At 70.1% G+C, this 19,795-nt stretch carries 15 protein-coding genes; 5 read left to right on the top strand and 10 right to left on the bottom strand.

Annotated features, from left to right (window positions below; genetic code table 11):
• Positions 1 to 39: 39 nt before the first annotated feature.
• From AU187_RS01790 to AU187_RS01810, 5 genes are all read right to left on the bottom strand, one after another.
• Positions 40 to 657 (bottom strand): RsmA family anti-sigma factor, encoded by a 618-nt coding sequence (locus AU187_RS01790; RefSeq protein ID WP_059100510.1) that lies wholly within the window; start codon positions 655 to 657, stop codon positions 40 to 42.
• A gap of 57 nt (positions 658 to 714) precedes the next feature.
• Positions 715 to 1,290: an RNA polymerase sigma factor SigM gene (gene sigM / locus AU187_RS01795; RefSeq protein WP_059100509.1), complete on the bottom strand. Its 576-nt coding sequence runs from the start codon at positions 1,288 to 1,290 to the stop codon at positions 715 to 717.
• Positions 1,291 to 1,355: 65 nt separating this feature from the next.
• The gene (murJ, locus tag AU187_RS01800; protein ID WP_059166189.1) at positions 1,356 to 5,009 is read right to left on the bottom strand and encodes a murein biosynthesis integral membrane protein MurJ; all 3,654 of its coding nucleotides are present in this window, start codon (positions 5,007 to 5,009) and stop codon (positions 1,356 to 1,358) included.
• On the bottom strand, positions 5,006 to 7,432 hold the full coding sequence (locus AU187_RS01805; protein ID WP_172800125.1) for a DUF6049 family protein: 2,427 nt from the start codon (positions 7,430 to 7,432) through the stop codon (positions 5,006 to 5,008). Before AU187_RS01805 ends, murJ begins: the two co-directional genes overlap by 4 nt.
• A complete protein-coding gene (locus AU187_RS01810; protein ID WP_059100507.1) occupies positions 7,429 to 8,250 on the bottom strand; it encodes an NUDIX hydrolase in 822 nt (273 codons plus the stop codon). Before AU187_RS01810 ends, AU187_RS01805 begins: the two co-directional genes overlap by 4 nt.
• A gap of 85 nt (positions 8,251 to 8,335) precedes the next feature.
• Between AU187_RS01810 and AU187_RS01815 the strand changes: the two genes are divergently transcribed.
• Together AU187_RS01815 and AU187_RS01820 are read left to right on the top strand one after the other, a co-directional pair.
• Complete coding sequence (locus AU187_RS01815) at positions 8,336 to 9,781, top strand: CCA tRNA nucleotidyltransferase (RefSeq protein ID WP_059100506.1); 1,446 nt, start codon at positions 8,336 to 8,338, stop codon at positions 9,779 to 9,781.
• Between the two features lie 128 nt (positions 9,782 to 9,909).
• Complete coding sequence (locus AU187_RS01820; protein WP_059100505.1) at positions 9,910 to 10,401, top strand: hypothetical protein; 492 nt, start codon at positions 9,910 to 9,912, stop codon at positions 10,399 to 10,401.
• Between the two features lie 4 nt (positions 10,402 to 10,405).
• On the opposite strand, the gene AU187_RS01825 is transcribed toward AU187_RS01820, so the two are convergent.
• Together AU187_RS01825 and AU187_RS01830 are read right to left on the bottom strand one after the other, a co-directional pair.
• Complete coding sequence (locus AU187_RS01825) at positions 10,406 to 11,182, bottom strand: TIGR03084 family metal-binding protein (RefSeq protein WP_059100504.1); 777 nt, start codon at positions 11,180 to 11,182, stop codon at positions 10,406 to 10,408.
• A gap of 9 nt (positions 11,183 to 11,191) precedes the next feature.
• A complete protein-coding gene (locus AU187_RS01830; protein WP_059100503.1) occupies positions 11,192 to 12,475 on the bottom strand; it encodes an MFS transporter in 1,284 nt (427 codons plus the stop codon).
• Positions 12,476 to 12,587: 112 nt separating this feature from the next.
• Here AU187_RS01830 and AU187_RS01835 point away from each other — a divergent pair, with 112 nt between their 5' ends.
• Complete coding sequence (locus tag AU187_RS01835) at positions 12,588 to 13,193, top strand: YqgE/AlgH family protein (RefSeq protein ID WP_059100502.1); 606 nt, start codon at positions 12,588 to 12,590, stop codon at positions 13,191 to 13,193.
• A gap of 7 nt (positions 13,194 to 13,200) precedes the next feature.
• Here the strand turns inward: AU187_RS01835 and AU187_RS01840 are convergent, their stop codons facing one another.
• Positions 13,201 to 13,548 carry a hypothetical protein gene (locus tag AU187_RS01840; RefSeq protein WP_059100774.1) on the bottom strand — a complete coding sequence of 116 codons (348 nt, stop codon included), beginning with the start codon at positions 13,546 to 13,548 and terminating at the stop codon, positions 13,201 to 13,203.
• Between the two features lie 78 nt (positions 13,549 to 13,626).
• Positions 13,627 to 14,613 (bottom strand): LpqN/LpqT family lipoprotein, encoded by a 987-nt coding sequence (locus AU187_RS01845; RefSeq protein ID WP_059100501.1) that lies wholly within the window; start codon positions 14,611 to 14,613, stop codon positions 13,627 to 13,629.
• A gap of 176 nt (positions 14,614 to 14,789) precedes the next feature.
• On the opposite strand from AU187_RS01845, the gene leuS reads away from it, so the two are divergent.
• Positions 14,790 to 17,633 carry a leucine--tRNA ligase gene (gene leuS, locus AU187_RS01850; RefSeq protein WP_059100500.1) on the top strand — a complete coding sequence of 948 codons (2,844 nt, stop codon included), beginning with the start codon at positions 14,790 to 14,792 and terminating at the stop codon, positions 17,631 to 17,633.
• Positions 17,634 to 17,716: 83 nt separating this feature from the next.
• Here leuS and AU187_RS01855 read toward each other — a convergent pair whose 3' ends face one another.
• Positions 17,717 to 18,385: an SDR family oxidoreductase gene (locus AU187_RS01855; protein ID WP_059100499.1), complete on the bottom strand. Its 669-nt coding sequence runs from the start codon at positions 18,383 to 18,385 to the stop codon at positions 17,717 to 17,719.
• A gap of 53 nt (positions 18,386 to 18,438) precedes the next feature.
• Here AU187_RS01855 and ggh point away from each other — a divergent pair, with 53 nt between their 5' ends.
• Positions 18,439 to 19,779 (top strand): glucosylglycerate hydrolase, encoded by a 1,341-nt coding sequence (gene ggh, locus AU187_RS01860; RefSeq protein WP_059100773.1) that lies wholly within the window; start codon positions 18,439 to 18,441, stop codon positions 19,777 to 19,779.
• Positions 19,780 to 19,795 lie beyond the last annotated feature (16 nt).

Here is a 19,795-nt window from a genome sequence, read left to right on the forward strand (position 1 = left end):
GGTGTTCCCGGACTTCGGAGAGCAACGTCGGTGCACAGCCTACGGTCGCGCGACCACGGTCTCCGCCAGCAGGCCACCGTGGGCAGCGTGGCAGCCCGCCTCGACCACCAGCGCGGTGACATCGGCGGCGGAGTCGGCCGCAACCAGCAGGACCACCCCGGGGTGCCCGCCCATGTCGACGGGCCGGGCGCCGAGGATCGCGGTGGTCGGCGCGTAGCCGAGCCCTTCGAGGCAGGCGGCGCGGCGCTGCGGGTCCGACAGGGGGCCGTAATCAGGGGGAGTTGTCAGGAGCCCGACGAGCTGCTCATTGGTAAGCGGCAGCACCGCCGGCGGGCGCGACACCGTGATGCGTTCGGCCGTCGGGCCGGTCTGGGCGAAGCGCGGTGCCGGGTCGCGGGTCAGCACCGACGTTCCGATGACGATCCCGGCCACCGCGGCGGCCAGGCCGGCCACCAGCCCGATGATGTGGATCAGCCGCAGCCGGGGCCGTTCGACGGCGTGGGCCGGTTCGCCGGCGGCATGCAGCGCCGCGCCGATGCGCGCGGTGATCTCCGGGGGCACGTCGGGTGCCGACGCCGCGTCGCGTCCCAATCGGGCCAGTTCGCGGCGCACCCGCTCGACCGCCGGATCCGAGGGGTCGTCCGTTCCCGTCTGCATCGCTAGCCAGTCTCCACCACGAGAGGTAAGACGCAGGGCCCGCGCTTGCGGTTCCGCTCAATCGGTACGCGCGGTCGCCTCCGCATCGAAACACTCCAGCGCCTCGGCAAGCTTGGCCCGCGCTCGCGAGCAGCGGCTCTTGATCGTGCCTACGGGGACGCCGAGCATGCGCGCCGTCTCCGCCACCGAGTAGCCCTGCATGTCCACGGCGACCACCGCGGCGCGCTGCTCGACGGGTAACCGCATCAGTGCCCGCTCGACGACGATCGCGGTATCCACCCGAGCTGCCGGATCACCGATGTGCCCGACGTCGTCGGACAACGACTCGGCGGCCCGGGTCTTGTTGCACCGCAACCGATCCAGACACGCATTCACCACGATGCGGTACAGCCAGCTGCTCACCGCGGCGTCGTAGCGGAAGGCCGGCGCCCTGCGGTGCGCCTTGAGCATCGCGTCCTGCAGCGCGTCGGCGGCGTCGTCGGGGTTGCGGCTGGTGATCCGGGCGATCCGGTACAGCTGGCGGTGGTGGCGATAGAACAGCTCCTCGAATGCGTACCGGTCACCGGCGACGTGCGCGGCCAGCAACTCCGCATCGCTGCGCTCCCGACCGGACTGCCCCCCGAAGGTCCCCACAGCCGAACACTAAACGGCCGCGCGGGCGCCTCCCGACACATCTTTGTCGGGCTGGGGATGAAGGGTCAGGACGCCGACCGCAGCGTGATCTCGGCGATGTCCGAGCGGCTCTGGCCGTTGACCTGCCCGAGGGTGGAGACCCAGACCAGCACGTTGGAGGTCGGGGAGGCGTTCTCCACCTTGATGGTGTTGGACCCGGGCTTGAGCTGCGTGGCAGGTGTCAACACGGTGGTATCGGACAGCGACGACGGCGACGACGAGTGCGCCGAGCGGATCTCCACCGCCGTGCCGGTGCTGTTGAGGTCGATGTCGACCTCGCCGATCGTGGTGGGCTGCGGCAGCTGTAGGAGCAGCCCGACGCCGTTCTTGAAGTTCGGGAACGGCACCGGGTCGGTGTAGGTGTCGATCGGCCACACCGTCGAGGAGTCACCGTCGATCGCGTTGTCCGCCTCTGCCGGCGCATCGGCCTCACCCTCGGGTGAGAAGACCGTCACCGCAGTGGGTTTGACGACATTCCCGGTGGCGCCGCCGCCGGTGTCGCCCGATTCCGTGGTCGTCGGATCGTTGAGCCCGAGCCGGTCGCCGCCCAGGCCGTCGCCGACGTCGCCGAAGATCTGGCTCAGCACGGTGGCCAACACCACGAGCGCGACCACGACGATGGCCGCGCCCACACCGAGCCCGATCATCAGCGCCTTACGGCGGCGCGCCCGGGTCTCCGGATCGTCGACGACCACTTCCCGGGTGCGTGATGCGGAATCTTCGGGGTCGTCGATGGGGGAGATCAACTCGGTCCGATCGGCGATCGCGGTGGCCTGCTGGAGCAGGTTCAACAGCGTCGGCGCGCTGCGGATGCCGCCGCCCTCCTGAACGGCGCGCGCCGCCGCGGCGGAGATCTGGAACGGGATGTGGCGATCGACCGCGCGCGGCTCGATCGGCTGCCCGGCGGAGTCGAGTTCGGCGGGGGCCAAGCCGCTCCGGACCCCGTGCTCGGGCAGCGGCCACCGGTTGATCAGCAGCGCGTACAGCGCCGCGCCGATGCCGCGAATGTCGTCCTCGGGCGTCGCGTCGGCGAGCGTCGCCGGGAAGGCCAGCGCCACGTCGCCCTCGATGCTGACCCGTATCCGGCTGGGGTGGTCGATCGACAGCGCGACGCCCGCGCGGTGCGCGGCTTCGGCCGCCGCGGCGAGCGACTGAATGGCCCTGGCCCCGCCGATCGGGGATGGCGAGGTGTCGGCCACCTCGGCCAACGAGCCGCCCCGAATCCACTCCGAGACCACGAGGCCCCCGGATCCGGTGTTGACCACGTCGAGCACCCGCGCAACACCGGGCATGTCGAGGCGGCTCAGCTTCAGCGTGCGCGCCAGGATCTCGCGCAGTGCCGCGTCGGACAGGGTGTTGTCCGGATCGACGAAGGTGAGCGCAACCTGACGGTCCAGTGCGGTGTCGAGCGCTTGCCAGAACTGCAGGGTCGGCGGACCGCCATGGAACACGAGCAGCCGGTAGCGGCCGCCGCCGATCACCGCTCCGGGAATGAGGTGGACGTCCTCATCGGAGGTGGCGGCCTCGATGGCCGGTTCGCGCGGCGGGTCGAACGCGAGCGGTTCGCGGGTGGGGTCGCCGCCGTAGTCGGAGGGCGGCCGGCCCGACACCGGTATCCGGGCGGTGCCGTTGTCGGCCGCGAACTCGGTGGTCGCCGAGTCGCTGGTGGGCTCGGGCACGTCGGGCTGGAGGTCGTCGGCGGCGACCTCGGACTGCCCGGTCGAGGACAGCGGGATCTTGGTGGTGGCGGTGCTGTCGGGAGTGGGCGCGGAGCCGCCTGCGGGTTCGTCGCTCACCGCTGGTCCTTTCCGCGTCCGGTCCCAGGCAACTGGGGGAGGTGGTCCGCGCCGGACGGTCGGTGGGCTGTGACGCCGCCCTGGCGGGGACGAATTCCTCTGTTGAGGGTACGTGAGGGGGGTGCGCCTGCGTGGCCGGTCGGCGGCGGTACGCGTCAGGGGCGTCCTCGCCGGGCGGCCGAGGCGGCGACGGACCGCGGCCAGCGCCGCATGGGCGTCGGGCACCTGCGCGGCCAGCAGCACCGCGACGATGACCGGCGCCATGATCAGGCCGATCACCGCCAGCCGCAGCAGCGACCCGGCACCGCCCCAGTTGCGCGTCAGCGACTCCAGCCCGAGCAGTTGGTCGACGACATGGGCCAGCAGGCCTGCGAGCAGCGACGCGGCGATGGTGACCAGGATTGTGCGGACCACCTGCAGGCTGATCAGCCGTCCGCCGGGCGGGTCGAGATTGGCCCGCAGCAGGTAGTAGCCGACGGTCGCGCCCGCCAGGAAGCCCAGGCCGTTGGCGGTGCCGAGATAGCCGGCCACCAGATCGGGATCGTCGGTGACATGGGGAGCGATGAGCGAGGCGATGATTTTGACGGTCGTGATCACCACGATCAGCAGGATCGGCGTCCAGGGCTGCTGGCGGGCGTAGAAGACCCGAAGCTGCAGCAGAACCAGGGCGTAGGGGATCAACGTGAATGCCGACAGCGTGATCGCCATGCCGAGGTAGTTGGCGTCGACCTCACCGAAGTTGCCGTAGGCGAAGAGCGCGCTGCCGATGGCCGGGCCGCCGACGGTCATCAGCGCCACGATCGGGATGAGCGTCACCATGGTGAGCCGGGTGGCCAATGAGAGGTCGGCGAGCACCGCGCGCTGATCGTTGGCGGCGGCGTTACGGCTCAACCGCGGCATCACGACGGTCAGCACCGTCACGCCGATCATGCCGAACGGCAACTGCAGCACCAACCACGTGTAGTTGTAGATCGCGGGTCCGGAAGCCGCAGCGCCACTGGCGATTCGGTTGCCGACGATCAACCCGATCTGGCTGATCAACACGTACAGCACCATCGCCGCGGCCATCGCGCCGAACTGCTTCATCCGCTCGTCGATGCCCCACAGCGGGCGCAGGCTGATGCGTTCGCGGCGAATCGCCACCAACAGCACCAGGACCTGCGTCACCGTCCCGAGCGTCATCCCGATGCCCAACACCAAAAGCTTCGCGTTGCCCATCTGCACGGGGTCCACCGAGAGTTCGCCCGGCACAATGAGATACAGGCCGAGGGTGGCCAACGCGACGAGGTTGTTGCACACCGGCGCCCATGCGGGCGGCCCGAAGACGTTGCGGGTGTTGAGGATTGCCATGAACACCGACGACAGCCCGTAGAACAGCACCTGGGGCAGCAGCAGGTAGGCGAACGCGGTGGTGAGATCGCGGTTGACCTCCGGATCGCCGCCGAGCATGAGGCCGACGAGCATCGGCGCCGACGCCACCGAGAGTGCGGTGGTGATCAGCAGCAGCGTCGTCGCCAATGTGACGAGGCGGCGCACGAACGCCGTGCCGTTGTCGGGATCGTCGCGCTCGGCACGCGCCAGCACCGGCACGAAGATCGCGGTGAACGTCGCCTCGAGCACCAGCGCGGCGATCAGGTTCGGCAGTTGGTACGCGACCGAGAACGCACTGGATAGCGCGGCGCCGAGGATGGTCGCCAGCAACACGATGCGGGCGAATCCGGTGAGCCGACTGACCAGCGTCGCGACCGCCATGCCCCACGACCTCGACACCACCGCGGCGTCGGAGAGTTCCGGGCGCCCGGCCCGTCTCCGCGGCGCCGGTCCCCGGCTGAGCCGAGGCGGCGGTGGGCGCGGCGGCCGGCGCGGCGGCAACGCGGTGTTCATCCGGTCCCACCGGACGCGCCGGTGCCCCTGCGTCCGGACCGGCTCAGCGGCACGTCGGTGGAGTCGTCGTCGTAGTGCAGCGCGACATCGAGCGGATCGGGGCGGTGCGGATCGGCTTCGAGGTCGGCGCGGTCCGGCTGGCCGCGGAATCGGTGCCACAGCCGGCGGCCGGCGAGCAGCACCAGCACCGCACCCGCCGAGAGCGTGATGAAGAACAGCACCTTGCCGTACGCGTTGGAATGCAACGACAACCGCACCGGCTCCCCGAGCGGGAGGCCGTCGACGGTGCGCAACGCGACATCGACGGCGACCCGTTGCGTGAAGTGCACTTCGATGGGCACCCGCAACGGCAGGAAGCCAGGCGGCAATTCGATCTCGCCCATGTCGGTCACCGTCATCCCGGGTGGCGCGTCGACGTGGAGCCGGACCCGGATCGGCACCGGCAGGTCGTTGCGCAGCGCCAGGGGCAGCGGGCTGCGTTCGGTGGCCAAGGTGTACGAACCGCCCGGGTTGACGATGGTGACCGCGTTGAAAATGTCGTCGACCGTATGCCCAACCGTGGTGAGCCGTTGCTGCGCAAGGCCATTGCGGGCGTCCGGCGGTACCGACTGGCTCAGCGCGCGCAGCATGTCCTCGCGCAGCGGCGCGGTGTACCCGTATCCGGTCAGGCCGGTCCGCACGTCGGTGGTCAGCGCCGCGGTCAACCCCCACAGCCGTCCGATGACGGCCGAGATACCCGAGACCACCGCGTCGTCGAAGCGCGCATCGGGATCGCCGATGTCGTCGCCGGGCAGCGGCGCCACTTCCTGGGGCGGTACGGCGCTGGCCGCGGCGATCACCGCGGGCAGCGGACGCGGGCGTGCCAGCCCGGCGTTGATCGCGGTGGCCACCGCGGTGAACAACGCGCGGGCGTCGTCGGGCTGCAGGCTCCAGGCGAGCGGCGGCATCAGGATCTGCGTGCGCGGCGCGACGTCGGGGTTGAGCCCCCGCCACAGCACCGCGCCGAGCGCATCCTGACGTCGCGCCACCGCCGAGTCGTGCTGCAGCGGAAAGTCGAGGGACGGGTCCAGATACCCGGGCGCGACGGGGTCGGTGCCCGCGCCGGCGAGCGCGGCCCCCACCGCCGGATCGAACGGTGCGGCGACGAGTTGCGGCGTGTAGCGCACCGGCGTGGTGTCCGCAGTGCCGGGATTCGCCGCATCCGAGCCGTTGTCGGCACCCGACCCGGCCGCGATGGCCACCGTCTGGCCGCCGCGCTCAGACAACAGCCGCACGGCGGGGGTGGTCAGCGGTCCGTCGCCGAGGAGGCTGGCGCCGCGGACCGATGTGATGCCGAGAATCTGGTCGACGATGTCGCTCGAGGACGTGGTGGCGATCCGGCTGAGCCCGGGATCACCGACGCGGCGCAACGCGTCGAGGTCGGCCTGCGCGTAGGTGGTCGCGGTGACGCACATTCGCTTCGCCAACGCCTTGAGCCGGTTCAACCACGCCACGGCGGCGGCCTGGCCGGTACCGGGACGGGTTGGCGTCCCGGGCCCGGCGTCGGGGCCGATGTTGACGACGTAGCCGCCCGTCATCGCGTTGACGGTGACGAGTAGATCCGGGTCGACGGCCAGACACGTCGCCGCGTGCACCCGTCCCTCGGGGTCGACTTCGGGGCTGGTGGCGAACTCGGCCGCCGACAACAGTGTGTCGAGCCGGCCGCCCGCGGCCAGCGAGGTGGCGAGGTCGTCGTCGGTCAGGCGCACCGGGGTGGCGCCGCCGGGTGCGCCCGCCGCCAGGCGTGGCCGGTCCGCGATCGGCCACAGCAGGGTCAGTTCGACGGGTTTGGACGTGTCGGGCGGTTCGACCGCGGCGACCGCGTCGGTCGCGGACTCGGTCGCCGGATCGGGTGGAACGCCGAGTACGGGCAGCAGGAAGCGGGCGTCGTCGAGGCGGGCCGGCTCGCCGTAGTCCGGGGTGCCGTTCACGTTGACCATGACCGGGTACACGCCCGGCTGGTCGATGCTGAGCGACGGCTGGGCGGCCGAGCGCAGCGGATACGACAGGACGAACGGAACCTGTTGTCCGCGAGGCAGTTCCGGGGTCAGCGTGACGAAGTCCCCGATCGGTTCGAACTGGCCGACGTCGCCGGTGAGGTTGGTGCGCAGCCCGGTGGACGTCGTCACCGCACCGGCGTCCTCCAGCCGCACCACCACGTCGCGCACCGGCCGGTCCCCGACGTTGAGCACGGCGCCGGTAACCGTGACGGTGGGCTCGCTGGTCGTGGTCACCACGTCGGGGGTGACGCGGTCGATGCGCACCTGCAGGAACGGCGTCGTATCGGGCTGGCCCGCGGCGGCGGGCGGGACGGCGATCGGGAGAGCGCTGAGCGCGAGCAGGATCAGCGCGGTCAGCAGGCGCAGCAGCGCGCCGGAGGTCACGGGCCCTGTCCGCAGCCGTTCGTCCGCTCGGCCCCCAGGGACGGTTGCGCGGGTCCGTCGGGCCGACGGTTGCGGGTATGCGAATGCGTCTGCGGCCGACGCCGCGGCGAGGACCGGGGGAGCGGCGGCAGGGCGGCCGGGCCGTCGGCGTGCAGCTTGTCGATCAGCTCCCCGGCAACTTCGGCGAGCCGGCGTTCGTCGGCGTAGGCCAGCCGGGACGGCAGCTCCTTCAGCGGCACCCAAGCCACCTCGCTGACCTCGACGTCCTCATCGGACAGTTCACCGCCGAGAAACCGCATCAAATAGTGGTGCACGGTCTTGTGTACGCGGCGGCCTTCGGTGACGAACCAGTAGTCGATGCTGCCCAGCGCGGCGAGCACCTTGCCTTGGACCCCGGTCTCCTCGGCGACCTCGCGGACGGCGGTCTGTTCGGCGGTCTCGCCCATCTCGATATGTCCCTTGGGCAGCGACCACAGCATCCGGCCGCGCCGGTCGATGCGCCCGATCAGCGCCGCGACCTGCCGTTCCTTGGGGCCGTCGAGACCGTCGATGACCAGTCCGCCGGCCGATGTCTCGTGCACGGTCCGCAGCCGGTCGGGCGGTCGGCGTGGACGCCCCTTCTTCGATTGCTTGCCCTTGGTGCCGGCGTCGCCGTTGAGGGCGGCGTTGTTGTGGTGGCCACCGGGAAGGGGCTGCGGGACGGGACGGTTGCGGGGCTGGTGGGACTGGTCGGACACTGCCTCCGGGGGGCCTGCCGCGCGTCGGCCGCGGCGCCGCCCCCGGCGCCGTCGTGGTTTGGCCTGTTCGCCGTCCGACACCCAAGCGATAGTAGCTGCCACCCACATTCGCCCCCGTCGCACTCACCGGTCGTGACTGAGCCGTTGCCGATTAAGCTGTCCGAACGTGCCCGAAGCCCCGACCGACGCCGAACTGCTTGCCACCGCGCAAGTCGAGCTGAACCGCCACGGTGCGGTGCTGCGCGAGCTCGGTCGGCTGTTCGCTGACGCCGGTCACGAGTTGTACCTCGTCGGCGGCAGTGTTCGCGACGCGCTGCTCGGCCGGCTGCTGACCGATCTCGATTTCACCACCGACGCCCGCCCCGAACAGATGCAGAGGTTCCTGCGCCCGTGGGCCGATTCGCTGTGGGACACCGGCATCGAGTTCGGCACGCTCGGGGTCGGCAAGGGCGACGAACGGCTCGAGATCACCACGTACCGCGCCGACAGCTACGACCAGGTGTCGCGCAACCCCGAGGTGCGGTTCGGCGACAACCTCGACGCCGACCTTGTGCGGCGCGATTTCACCGTCAACGCGATGGCCGTGCGGATCGCCCCCGACCGGCCGGGCGGCCTCGGCGAATTCCACGACCCGCTGAACGGTTTGGCGGCGTTGCGGGCGAAGACGCTCGACACGCCCGCCGCGCCGGAGGTGTCGTTCGGCGACGATCCGCTGCGCATGCTGCGCGCCGCGCGGTTCGTCTCGCAGTTGGAGTTCACGGTGGCTCCCCGGGTGGTGGCGGCGCTGGTGGCGATGGCGCCGCAGTTGAGCCGCATCACCGCCGAGCGGGTGGCCGCCGAACTGGACAAGTTGCTGCTGGGCGTCGACCCGGTCGCAGGTATCGACCTGATGGTGCAGACCGGGTTGGGTGATGTGGTGCTGCCCGAGGTCGGCGCGATGCGGATGGCCATCGACGAGCACCATCAGCACAAGGACGTGTACTGGCATTCGCTGACCGTGTTGCGGCAGGCCATCGCGTTGGAGGACGAGGGGCCCGATCTGGTGCTGCGCTGGGCGGCGCTGATGCACGACATCGGCAAGCCCGCCACCCGCAAGCACGAGCCCAACGGCGGCGTCAGCTTTCATCATCACGAGGTCGTCGGCGCGAAGATGGCGCGCAAGCGGATGCGGGCGCTGAAGTACTCCAAGCAGATGGTCGACGACGTGTCGCAGCTGGTTTATCTGCACCTGCGATTCCACGGTTACGGCGGCGGGAAGTGGACGGACTCGGCGGTGCGCCGGTATGTGACCGACGCGGGTCCGCTGCTGCCGAAGCTGCACAAACTGGTGCGCGCCGACTGCACCACCCGCAACAAGCGCCGCGCGGCGCGGCTGCAGGCCAACTACGACGACCTGGAGCACCGGATCGCCGAGCTGGCCGAGAAGGAGGACCTCGCCCGGGTGCGGCCCGATCTCAACGGCAACGAGATCATGGAGATTCTCGGCATCCCCGCGGGTCCGCAGGTGGGCGAGGCGTGGCAGTACCTGAAGGAGTTGCGGCTGGACCGCGGGCCGCTGACGCGGGAGGAAGCCGTCGAGGAACTGCTGGCGTGGTGGAACGCCAGAGGCTGACCCCTTGATTCCGCGAGCGACCGTGTCTGCACACCGACACGCCGCTCGCGGGCGTACAACGGCGGTCGCTCACCCGAAATCAGCGACCGCGCGGAACCCTTGAGCCGGGTCGTCGCGTCTGATCCGACATGGACTACTGCCTGGGTGACGGCGACGGCTCGGCCACGATCTGGTCCGCCGCGCCGGATGTGGATGTGGACGGTGACGGCTCCCTCGACGCTGTCGGTCTCGACTTCGACGGCGACGGCCTACTCGACGACGCGATGGCCGATCTCGACGCGGACGGTACTGCGGAGCATTTGGTGCGCGACCACGCAGCCGGCGCGGCCGCATACTTCAGCGACGACGGCACCGGCACCTGGGCGGTCAGCGTGGACCGGGCCGGGCAATTGCGGTGGTTCGGGCTCGACGGTGTGGAGCAGGTCGGCGGTCCGCTGATCGACCTCGACACCGACGGTCAGGCCGACGAGCGTCTGCTCGATGTCGACGGCGACGGCCTGGCGGACCGAGCACTGGGCGGCGAGGTCGCCTATGTCGACGCCGACGCCGACGGCCGGTGGGACATCAAGCTCACCGACAGCGACGGCGACGGCCGCGCGGACTCCGCAAGCGATCTGTAGTCGGCTAATCGCGGCCGGAGCCCGGTGGGCCCGCGAACGCCTGCGCGATACCCAGCCACTGCTCCGCATCGGAGCCGACCGCCGCCACGTCCAGCGTCGACCGCGGCCGCCTTTGGGTCACCAGCATGCAGAAGTCCTCCGCCGAGCCGCTCACCCGTTGCGTGGCGTCCTCGGGTCCCCACGACCACGTCGACCCGTCGGGGGCGCGCAACTCGACACGGAACGGCTCGGCCGGCGGCTGTTGGCCGTTGATCGCGAACGCGAAGTCCCGGGTGCGCACGCCGATGTGCGCGATCGAGCGCAGTCGTCCGGTGGCGGGCCGTCGCACCCCGAGCGCGTCGGCGACGTCGAGCCCGTGTGCCCAGGTCTCCATCAGCCGGGCCGTTGCCATCGATGCCGCGCTCATCGGCGGCCCGAACCACGGCAGTTTGCGTCCGTCGGCGACGGTCAACAGCTCGTCGTGCAACCGGGCGCGGGTCCGTCGCCAGTCGGCGAGCAGCTCAGCTGGTGGCACGGCCGCCAGCTCCTCGGCACCCGCGTCGACGAAGCGCGCGGGGTCCTTGGCCGCCTCCTCGAGCAGCGCGGCGAATGCGGCCTCGTCGGTGACGGCGGTCAGCGCGACGCGGTCGGTCCACAGCAGATGCGCGATCTGGTGGGCGATCGTCCACCCTTCGGCCGGAGTGGGCTCGGCCCATCGCGCAGGGGGAAGGTCGGCGACGATGGCGTCGAGTTCGTCGCTCTCGGCGCGAAGATCGGCCACCATCGGCGCGGCACCAGCCATGCGGTCACCTTAGCCCGGTGACGACGTGCGCCTGCCGAGCGCCGCGTGCGCGGCCAGGCCGACGAGATACGCCCCGACACCGGTCAACGCCAGCGCCGGCTGGTGTCCGTCGGGCGGAATCACGCTCGCCGACACCGCGATTGCGCCGATGAATGCCATCCAGAACAGCGAGTCCTGCACGGTGAACACGTGCCCACGCAGCGCATCGTCGACGTCGAGCTGCATGGCGCTGTCCGCGCACAGCTTGACCACCTGGCCGGCCATGCCGAGAAGGAAGCCGCACACGACCATCATCGCCAGTTGCAGGCTGGAACCGGCGAACTGGATCAGCGCGGCGATCGCCAACGCGCCGTTGGCAGTGGCGTACCTTCCCCACCGCCGCACCGCCATCGGCATGACGGCGGCCGCGATGAACGATCCCGTGCCGGTCGCCGCGACGAACAACACCGCGGTGCCGAGGCCCGCTACCGCGTGAGTGTCGCTGTGGCGCACCATCACCAGGACCAGCAGGCTGTTGATGCCAAACACCATCCGGTGCGCAGCCAGGCCGGTCAGCGTCGCGGCGACGGAGGGCACCGCCGCCACCGTTCGAACGCCGTGTGCCCAGCCGGTGGCCACCGCGTAGAGCACCGACCCGTGGATCGCGCGCACGCTGTCGTCGGGGCCGAGTAGGCGCGGCGTGAAGCGCCACGCCAGCCAGAGCGCCAGCGCCACCGGAATGGCGACGATCAAGATGATCGCCGCGGCGCCGGCGTCGTCGGCGCCGAACAGCCAGCGCGGTAGCAGCATGAAATTCGCGCCGAGGAAGGCGGCCGCCGCGCCGGTCGCGATGGCGACGGAGTTCATCGCGACCACCTGGTCGCGCGGCACGACATGCGGCAGTGCTGCCGACAGTCCGGAGGAGACGAACCGGGTGAACCCGTTGACGATCAGCGCGCAGCACAGGATCGGCAGGTCGCCCGCGCCGGATTCGAGCAGCGCGGCGACCGCGAGCACCAACGCCAGGCGGCCGGCGTTCGCCGCGACCAGCACCACTCGCCGGTCCCAGCGGTCGAGCAGCGCGCCGGCGAACGGGCCGAGCAGCGAGTAGGGCAGGAACAGCACGGCGAACGCCCCGGCGATCGCCCATGGTTCGGCCTCCCGCTGCGGGTTGAACAGGATTGCGCCCGCCAGCCCCGCCGCAAACAGGCCGTCGCCGAACTGGCTGACCACCCGCAGTTCCAGGAGCCGCCAGAAGTCGGGCAGCTCGCGTACCGACCGCCAGACGGCGATGGGCGCACGGATATCGGGCACGGGAGATCGCGTTCCTAGAAGCTTCGGATCGGGACCGCATCCACAGTACAAATATCGCGGCGGGGTCGCGCTTGTCCGCCATGATGCCGGTTGCTGGTGCCATGATGGACACGTGGCGCAGTCAGAGGATCCGGAGGATTTCATCGCCCCTGCGGCGCCGCGCGTGCGGGCCGGAACGCTGCTTCTGGCCAACACCGACCTTCTGGAGCCGACGTTTCGCCGCAGCGTGATCTACGTCGTGGAGCACAACGACGGCGGCACGCTCGGGGTGGTGCTGAACCGGGCGAGCGAGACGGCGGTGTACAACGTGTTGCCGCAGTGGGCGAAGGTGGCCGCCAAACCGAAGACCATGTTCATCGGCGGGCCGGTGAAACGCGATGCGGCGCTGTGCCTGGCGACCTTGCGCGCGGGGATGGAGGCTGCCGGCGTACCTGGCCTGCGGCATGTGCAGGGGCGCATGGTGATGGTGGACCTCGACGCCGACCCCGACTCGATCGCCCCGGTGGTCGAGGGGGTGCGGATCTTCGCGGGCTATTCGGGTTGGACCATCGGCCAACTCGATGCCGAGATCGAACGCGACGACTGGATCGTGTTGTCGGCGTTGCCGTCCGACGTTCTCGTGGAACCGCGGGTGGATCTGTGGTCGCGGGTGCTGCGCAGGCAGCCGTTGCCGTTGTCGTTGCTGGCGACCCATCCGATCGACGTCAGCCGCAACTAGAACGGCGTCAGCTGCAGGGAAGCGTGCAGGTGGCGCATCCGCCGCCGCAGCCACCGGAACTCGTCGCCGCCTCGCTGCGCGCAGCCGCCTTCGCGCTCTGCCAGCATCCGGCCGCCACCGTGCCCACCGCTCCGAGCACGCAGACGGTCAGTACGACGACGGAGATTCTGGGCTCGGCCGCGAGCGCGACACCGCCGCCGGCAGCAAGCATCGCGGCGGCCGCGAGTTGGGTGGGGGCAACCGAGCGCAGGACCACCTGCACTGGGTCTCCTGATGGGGGCCGGCGCAGCAGCCACGCGCCGACTCCCGCGGTCGCGGCGGCAGCACACAGGCAGAGCACCGCGGCGATGAGCATGAGCACGAGGATACGAGGAGCGTCGGCGGGGTGAGATGGGGCGTCCCCCGGGCGCCAGGCTTCGCCCGGGGGACAGGTCTATCGCGGCAGTCCCAGCTGGCTGGAAACCGGAGCGGCCGGCGGGGTAATCGCGCCGGGGGCAGCCGCGGCCGTCGCGCCGGGAGCAGCCGCCGCACCGGGGGAAGCCACAGCCGTCGCAGCGGGCGCAGCCGCCGTGCCTGGGGCGGCCGGCGCGGGTGCTGCGGGCTGGCCGGGAACGCTGACCCGGAAGCCGTTGACGATCGCGTCGGTCGCTTCGGCGGCCGGCACAACTTGATCGACGCTTGTGGTCACCGACAGCGACACCAGGTACTTGTCCGGGCCTGCGGCGGCGATGACGTGGCGGCGCGAGGTGTTCAGCGTCATGTTGTTCTCGCGGTAGGTGCCCTCGATCAACGCCGACGGCATGCCGCCGAACTCCGCGAGCGACGCGTCGGTGGTGCGCCAGGCCGGCCGCTGCTGGCTGTCGACGAAACCGTGGCTGATGGCCTCTTTGGGGTCGAAGTCGCCGACCAGCTTGTACACCACGACCTGCGCATTGGATGTGTAGAGGCCGTTGCCGCCGACCCGGTCGGCGATCACGGCGAAGGCGTCGGGCACGTTCGGATCGGGAACATGCTCCCAGCCGCGCGGCATCGGCAGCACGATGTTGAGCGCCTTGAAATCCCGGCTGGACTGCGGTTCGAGTTTCACGCCCTTCTCGGCGAAGAATTCGGTCATCGTGCCGGAGCGGGCGGGTTGGATCGTGGCGACCGGCGGCGTCGGGACGGGTGCGGCCGCCAAGCCCGGCGACGCGCTCGCCGCGGATGACACCACCCCGGTGGCCGAACTCACACCGGGCTGGCTCAGGGCCTGCGCGTTGGGCGCGACCGTGACGGTCTGGGTGACCGTGGCGGGGGCGGGCAGCGGTGGTTGCGGTACGAGGGGTTCGGCCGAGGCGGTCGTGCCCGCGAAGCCGAGGACGCCGGCGGTGGCGGCGGCCACACTTGCGGCCAGAATCCGCCAGCGAGGGGCGATCTCGATCATCTGCGTTGGTCCTTCCGAACAGCACGGGGTGGGTCAGGCGCTGACTGTATCGACCGGCGAAGCTCGGCCACCAGCGTCGGAATCGAGCTGCAACAGTGTTCTGACTTCCCCGCAACGCAACCGAGACCAACCCGTGGCCGGGCGAGGCGCGAATTGGATGCTTATACCCTGTTCACGTGACAGACGCGCCGACCACCGACACCCCGCAGCACCGCTACACCGCGGAGTTGGCGGGGCAGATCGAGCGCACCTGGCAGCAGCGGTGGGAGGACGCCGGGACCTTCCACGTCCCGAACCCCGTCGGCTCGTTGGCACCGGCCGACGGTTCGCAGGTGCCCGCCGACAAGATGTTCGTGCAGGACATGTTCCCCTACCCGTCGGGCGAGGGCCTGCACGTCGGACATCCGCTGGGCTACATCGCCACCGACGTCTACGCCAGGTACTTCCGGATGACCGGACGGAATGTCCTGCACGCGTTGGGCTTCGATGCGTTTGGACTACCGGCCGAGCAGTACGCGATCCAGACCGGGACGCATCCCCGCATCCGGACCGAAGCCAACATCGTCAACTTCAAGCGCCAGCTGGGCCGGTTGGGGTTCGGCCACGACTCGCGCCGCAGCTTCGCCACCACCGACCCCGACTATTACAAGTGGACGCAGTGGATCTTCCTGCAGATCTACAACGCGTGGTTCGATCCGGCCACGCAGAAGGCCAGGCCGATCGCGCAGTTGGTGGCCGAGTTCGAATCCGGCGCACGCGCTCTCGACGACGGCCGAACGTGGGCGTCGCTGTCAGAGGGCGAGCGCGCCGATCTCATCGACTCGTACCGGCTGGTCTATCGGGCCGACTCGCTGGTGAACTGGTGCCCCGGACTGGGCACCGTGCTGGCCAACGAGGAGGTCACCGCCGACGGCCGCAGCGAGCGCGGCAATTTCCCGGTGTTTCGGAAGCGGTTGCGGCAGTGGATGATGCGCATCACCGCATATTCGGACCGCCTGCTCGACGACCTCGAGTTGCTGGACTGGCCGGAGAAGGTCAAGACCATGCAGCGCAACTGGATCGGCCGGTCGACGGGGGCCGCGGTGCTGTTCGGCACCGATGCGGGCGACATCGAGGTGTTCACCACGCGGCCGGACACGTTGTTCGGCGCGACGTACATGGTGCTGGCGCCCGAACACGAACTGGTCGACAGGCTGGTCGGCGACCAGTGGCCGGCGGGCGTCGATGAGCGCTGGACGTACGGCGCGGCGACACCGGCGGAAGCCGTCGCTGCCTACCGCACGGCGATCGCGGCGAAGTCGGACCTGGAGCGGCAGGAGAACAAGGCCAAGACGGGGGTGTTCATCGGCGCCTATGCGACGAACCCCGCCAACGGTCAACAGGTTCCGGTGTTCATCGCCGACTACGTGCTGCTGGGCTACGGCACCGGGGCGATCATGGCGGTGCCGGGACATGACCAGCGGGACTGGGAGTTCGCCACCGAGTTCGGCCTGCCGATCGTGGAAGTCGTTGCCGGCGGCGATATCTCGCTGGAGGCGTACAGCGGTGACGGCGAGATCGTGAACTCCGGTGAGCTCAACGGGTTGAGCGTCGCGTCGGCGAAGGAGGCGATCACCGCGCGGCTGGCGGCAGCCGGCCGAGCGCAGCCGCGGGTCGAGTACAAGCTGCGGGACTGGCTGTTCGCACGGCAAAGGTATTGGGGCGAGCCGTTTCCGATCGTGTACGACGAGAACGGCCGCGCGCATCCGCTACCCGAGTCGGCGCTGCCGGTCGAGTTGCCCGACGTGCCGGACTACTCGCCTGTGCTGTTCGATCCCGACGACGCCGACAGCGTGCCGTCGCCGCCGCTGGAGAAGGCGACCTCCTGGGTGAACGTGGAGTTGGATCTCGGCGACGGGCTCAAGCCCTACACCCGCGACACCAACGTCATGCCGCAATGGGCCGCCAGCTCCTGGTACGAGCTGCGCTACACCGACCCGCACAACAAGGAAGAGCTGTGCGCCAAGGAGAACGAGTCCTACTGGATGGGCCCGCGGCCGGCCGAACACGGCGCCGACGACCCCGGCGGTGTGGACCTGTACGTCGGCGGCGTCGAGCACGCGGTCCTGCACCTGCTGTACGTCCGGTTCTGGCACAAGGTGCTCTACGACCTCGGGCACATCAGCTCGCGAGAGCCGTTCCGCCGGCTGGTGAACCAGGGCTACATCCAGGCGTTCGCCTACACCGACGAACGCGGAGCATACGTTCCGGCCGCGGAAGTCGTTGAGCGCGAAGGAAAGTTCTACTGGCCGGGACCGGACGGCGAGGCCGAGGTCTTCCAGGAGTTCGGCAAGATCGGCAAGAGCCTGAAGAACTCGGTGTCACCCGACGAGATCTGCGACAGCTACGGTGCCGACACGTTGCGGGTGTACGAGATGTCGATGGGCCCGTTGGAGGCGTCGCGGCCGTGGGCGACCAAGGACGTTGTCGGCGCACACCGGTTCCTGCAGCGGGTGTGGCGGCTGGTGGTCGACGAGAGTACCGGCACCGAGCGTGTCTCGGAGCACGAGGCGATCGACGCCGAGACGCTGAAGTTGTTGCACCGCACCATCGCCGGGGTATCGGACGACTACACGAACCTGCGCAACAACACCGCGGCGGCCAAACTCATCGAGTACACCAACCACTTGACCAAGCAGGGCGTGACGGCGCGCGCGGCGCTCGAGCCGCTGGTGCTGATGGTGGCGCCGCTGGCCCCGCATCTGGCCGAGGAGTTGTGGCGGCGGTTGGGCCACGACTCGTCGCTTGCGCACGGCCCGTTCCCGCTCGCCGACCCGCAGTATCTCGTCGAGGACACCGTCGAGTATCCGGTACAGGTCAACGGAAAGGTGCGCGGCCGGGTGACGGTCGCTGCCGACGCGGATGCCGACGCGCTGGAGGCGGCCGCGCTGGCCGACGAGAAGGTGCAGGCCTTCATCGACGGCGCGACGCCGAAAAAGGTAATCGTGGTGGCTGGCCGCCTGGTCAACATCGTCGTGTGATTCCGCCACCCCGTCCCGCATTGTGAATCTGGCGACGGTTTCGGCGCTTCGAGCGTCGCCGGATTCACAATCGGCGCGAGCTATTAGCCGCGGGGGCGGACGATGACCTGGTGCACGTGAGCGTCCGGCGGTGAGTTCACCGCATCGGCGACCACACGCGCCACGCTCTGCGGGCTGAGAAACCGCGACGGGTCATACGAGCCGCCCTCGTAGGCGACCAGGCCCTCCTGCATCTCGGTGGCGATCCGGCCGGGATGCACCGATGTCACTCGCAGCGACGGCTCGTCGTTGCGCAGCGAGTCGGCGAACGACCGCAACGCGGCCTTGCTCGCCGAGTACGACGCCAACCCTGGCGATGCGTTGATGCCCCCGCCGGAGTTCACGAAGACCACCTGACCGCGAGAGGCGCGAAGCGCCGGTAACAAGGCGAGTGTAAGCGCAACGGCGCCAATGACATTGACCTCCATGGTGGCGCGCCACTCGTCGACGGTCGACTCGGCGACCCGGGCCGGAAACGCCGTTCCGGCGTTGTGCACCAATACGTCCAGCTCGACGATCGGCTCCACCACGGCCTCGATACCGGAAACGTCCGCCAGATCGATCGGCCACGTCGTCGCGCCGAACTGACCGGCCACCGCATCGAGCGCCGCCGATGGCCGGCCCGCCAGGAACAGCGTGTGGGTAGGGGCGAGCGCCGTCGCGATCGCCGCGCCGAGCCCTCGCGAGGCGCCCGTGATCATCGCGGTCGGCATGTCGAAACCCTACCGACCTGCGCTGCGCGGCCAGACGTCGCATCATGGAACCGATGCCCCCCGACCACAGTTTTGCTCCGACGCAGCTCGCGGCCCGCGCGGCGTACCTGCTGCGGGGCAATGACCTGGGCATCATGACCACCGCAGCCCCGCTGTTGTACCCGCACATGTGGAGCTGGGACGCGGCGTTCGTGGCGATCGGGCTGGCACCGTTGAGCGTCGAGCGCGCCGTCGTCGAACTCGACACCCTGCTCTCGGCGCAGTGGTCCAACGGGATGATCCCGCACATCGTGTTCGCCAACGGAGTCGACGGCTACTTCCCGGGGCCGGCGCGCTGGGCCACCTCCGCGCTCGCCGTGCACGCGCCGCGCAACCGGCACACCTCCGGCATCACCCAGCCGCCGGTGCACGCGATCGCCGTGCAGCGCATCGTCGATCACGCCCGGACCCGTGGCCGAACCGCCCGTGCGGTCGCCGAGGCGTTCCTCGATCGCCGGTGGGACGACCTAGTGAACTGGCACCGCTGGCTGGCGGACGCGCGTGACCCGCAGAAGCATGGCCGGGTCACCCTGTACCACGGCTGGGAGTCCGGCATGGACAACTCACCGCGCTGGGACAGCGCCTACGCCAACGTGATTCCGGGCAGCGTGCCGGAGTACCAGCGCGAGGACACCGCGATCGTCGCCGACGCCACCCAGCGCCCGTCCGACCTGGAGTATGACCGCTACCTGTGGCTGCTCGAGGAAATGAAGTCGGCCCGCTACGACGACGAGTTGCTGCCCAAGGTGATGAGCTTCGCGGTCGAGGACGTGTTCGTCTCGGCGATCTTCGCGGTCGCATGCGATGTGCTCGCCGAGATCGGCGAGGACTACGGCCGCCCAGACGCCGACGTGCGCGAACTCTACGGGTTGGCCGAGCGTTTCCGCCGCGGGGTCATCGACGCGACCGACGAAAGAACCGGCGCGGCACGCGATTACGACGTCCGCGCGGACGAGTGGGTGGCCACCGAGACGGTCGCGCAGTTCGCTCCGCTGCTGTGCGGCGGCTTGCCGCACGACAGAGAACGGACGCTGGTGAAGTTGCTGGAGGGCCCGCGGTTCTGCGGACATCCCGACCTGAGATACGCCGGCATTCCGTCCACGTCGCCGGTGTCCCGCGACTTCCGGCCGCGCGAGTACTGGCGCGGTCCGGTCTGGCCGGCGATGACGTGGCTGTTCTCCTGGTGCTTCGCGCGCCGCGGCTGGGCCGAACGCGCCCGTCTCCTGCGCCAGGAAGGTCTACGCCAAGCCAGCGACGGGGCGTTCGCCGAGTACTACGAACCGTTCACCGGCGAGCCGCTGGGCAGCATGCAACAGTCGTGGACCGCGGCCGCGGTGTTGGACTGGCTGGGCTGAATGGGCTACATGGTCG

It is taken from the genome of Mycobacterium sp. IS-1556 (assembly GCF_001499985.1).
Classification (GTDB): Bacteria; Actinomycetota; Actinomycetes; order Mycobacteriales; family Mycobacteriaceae; genus Mycobacterium.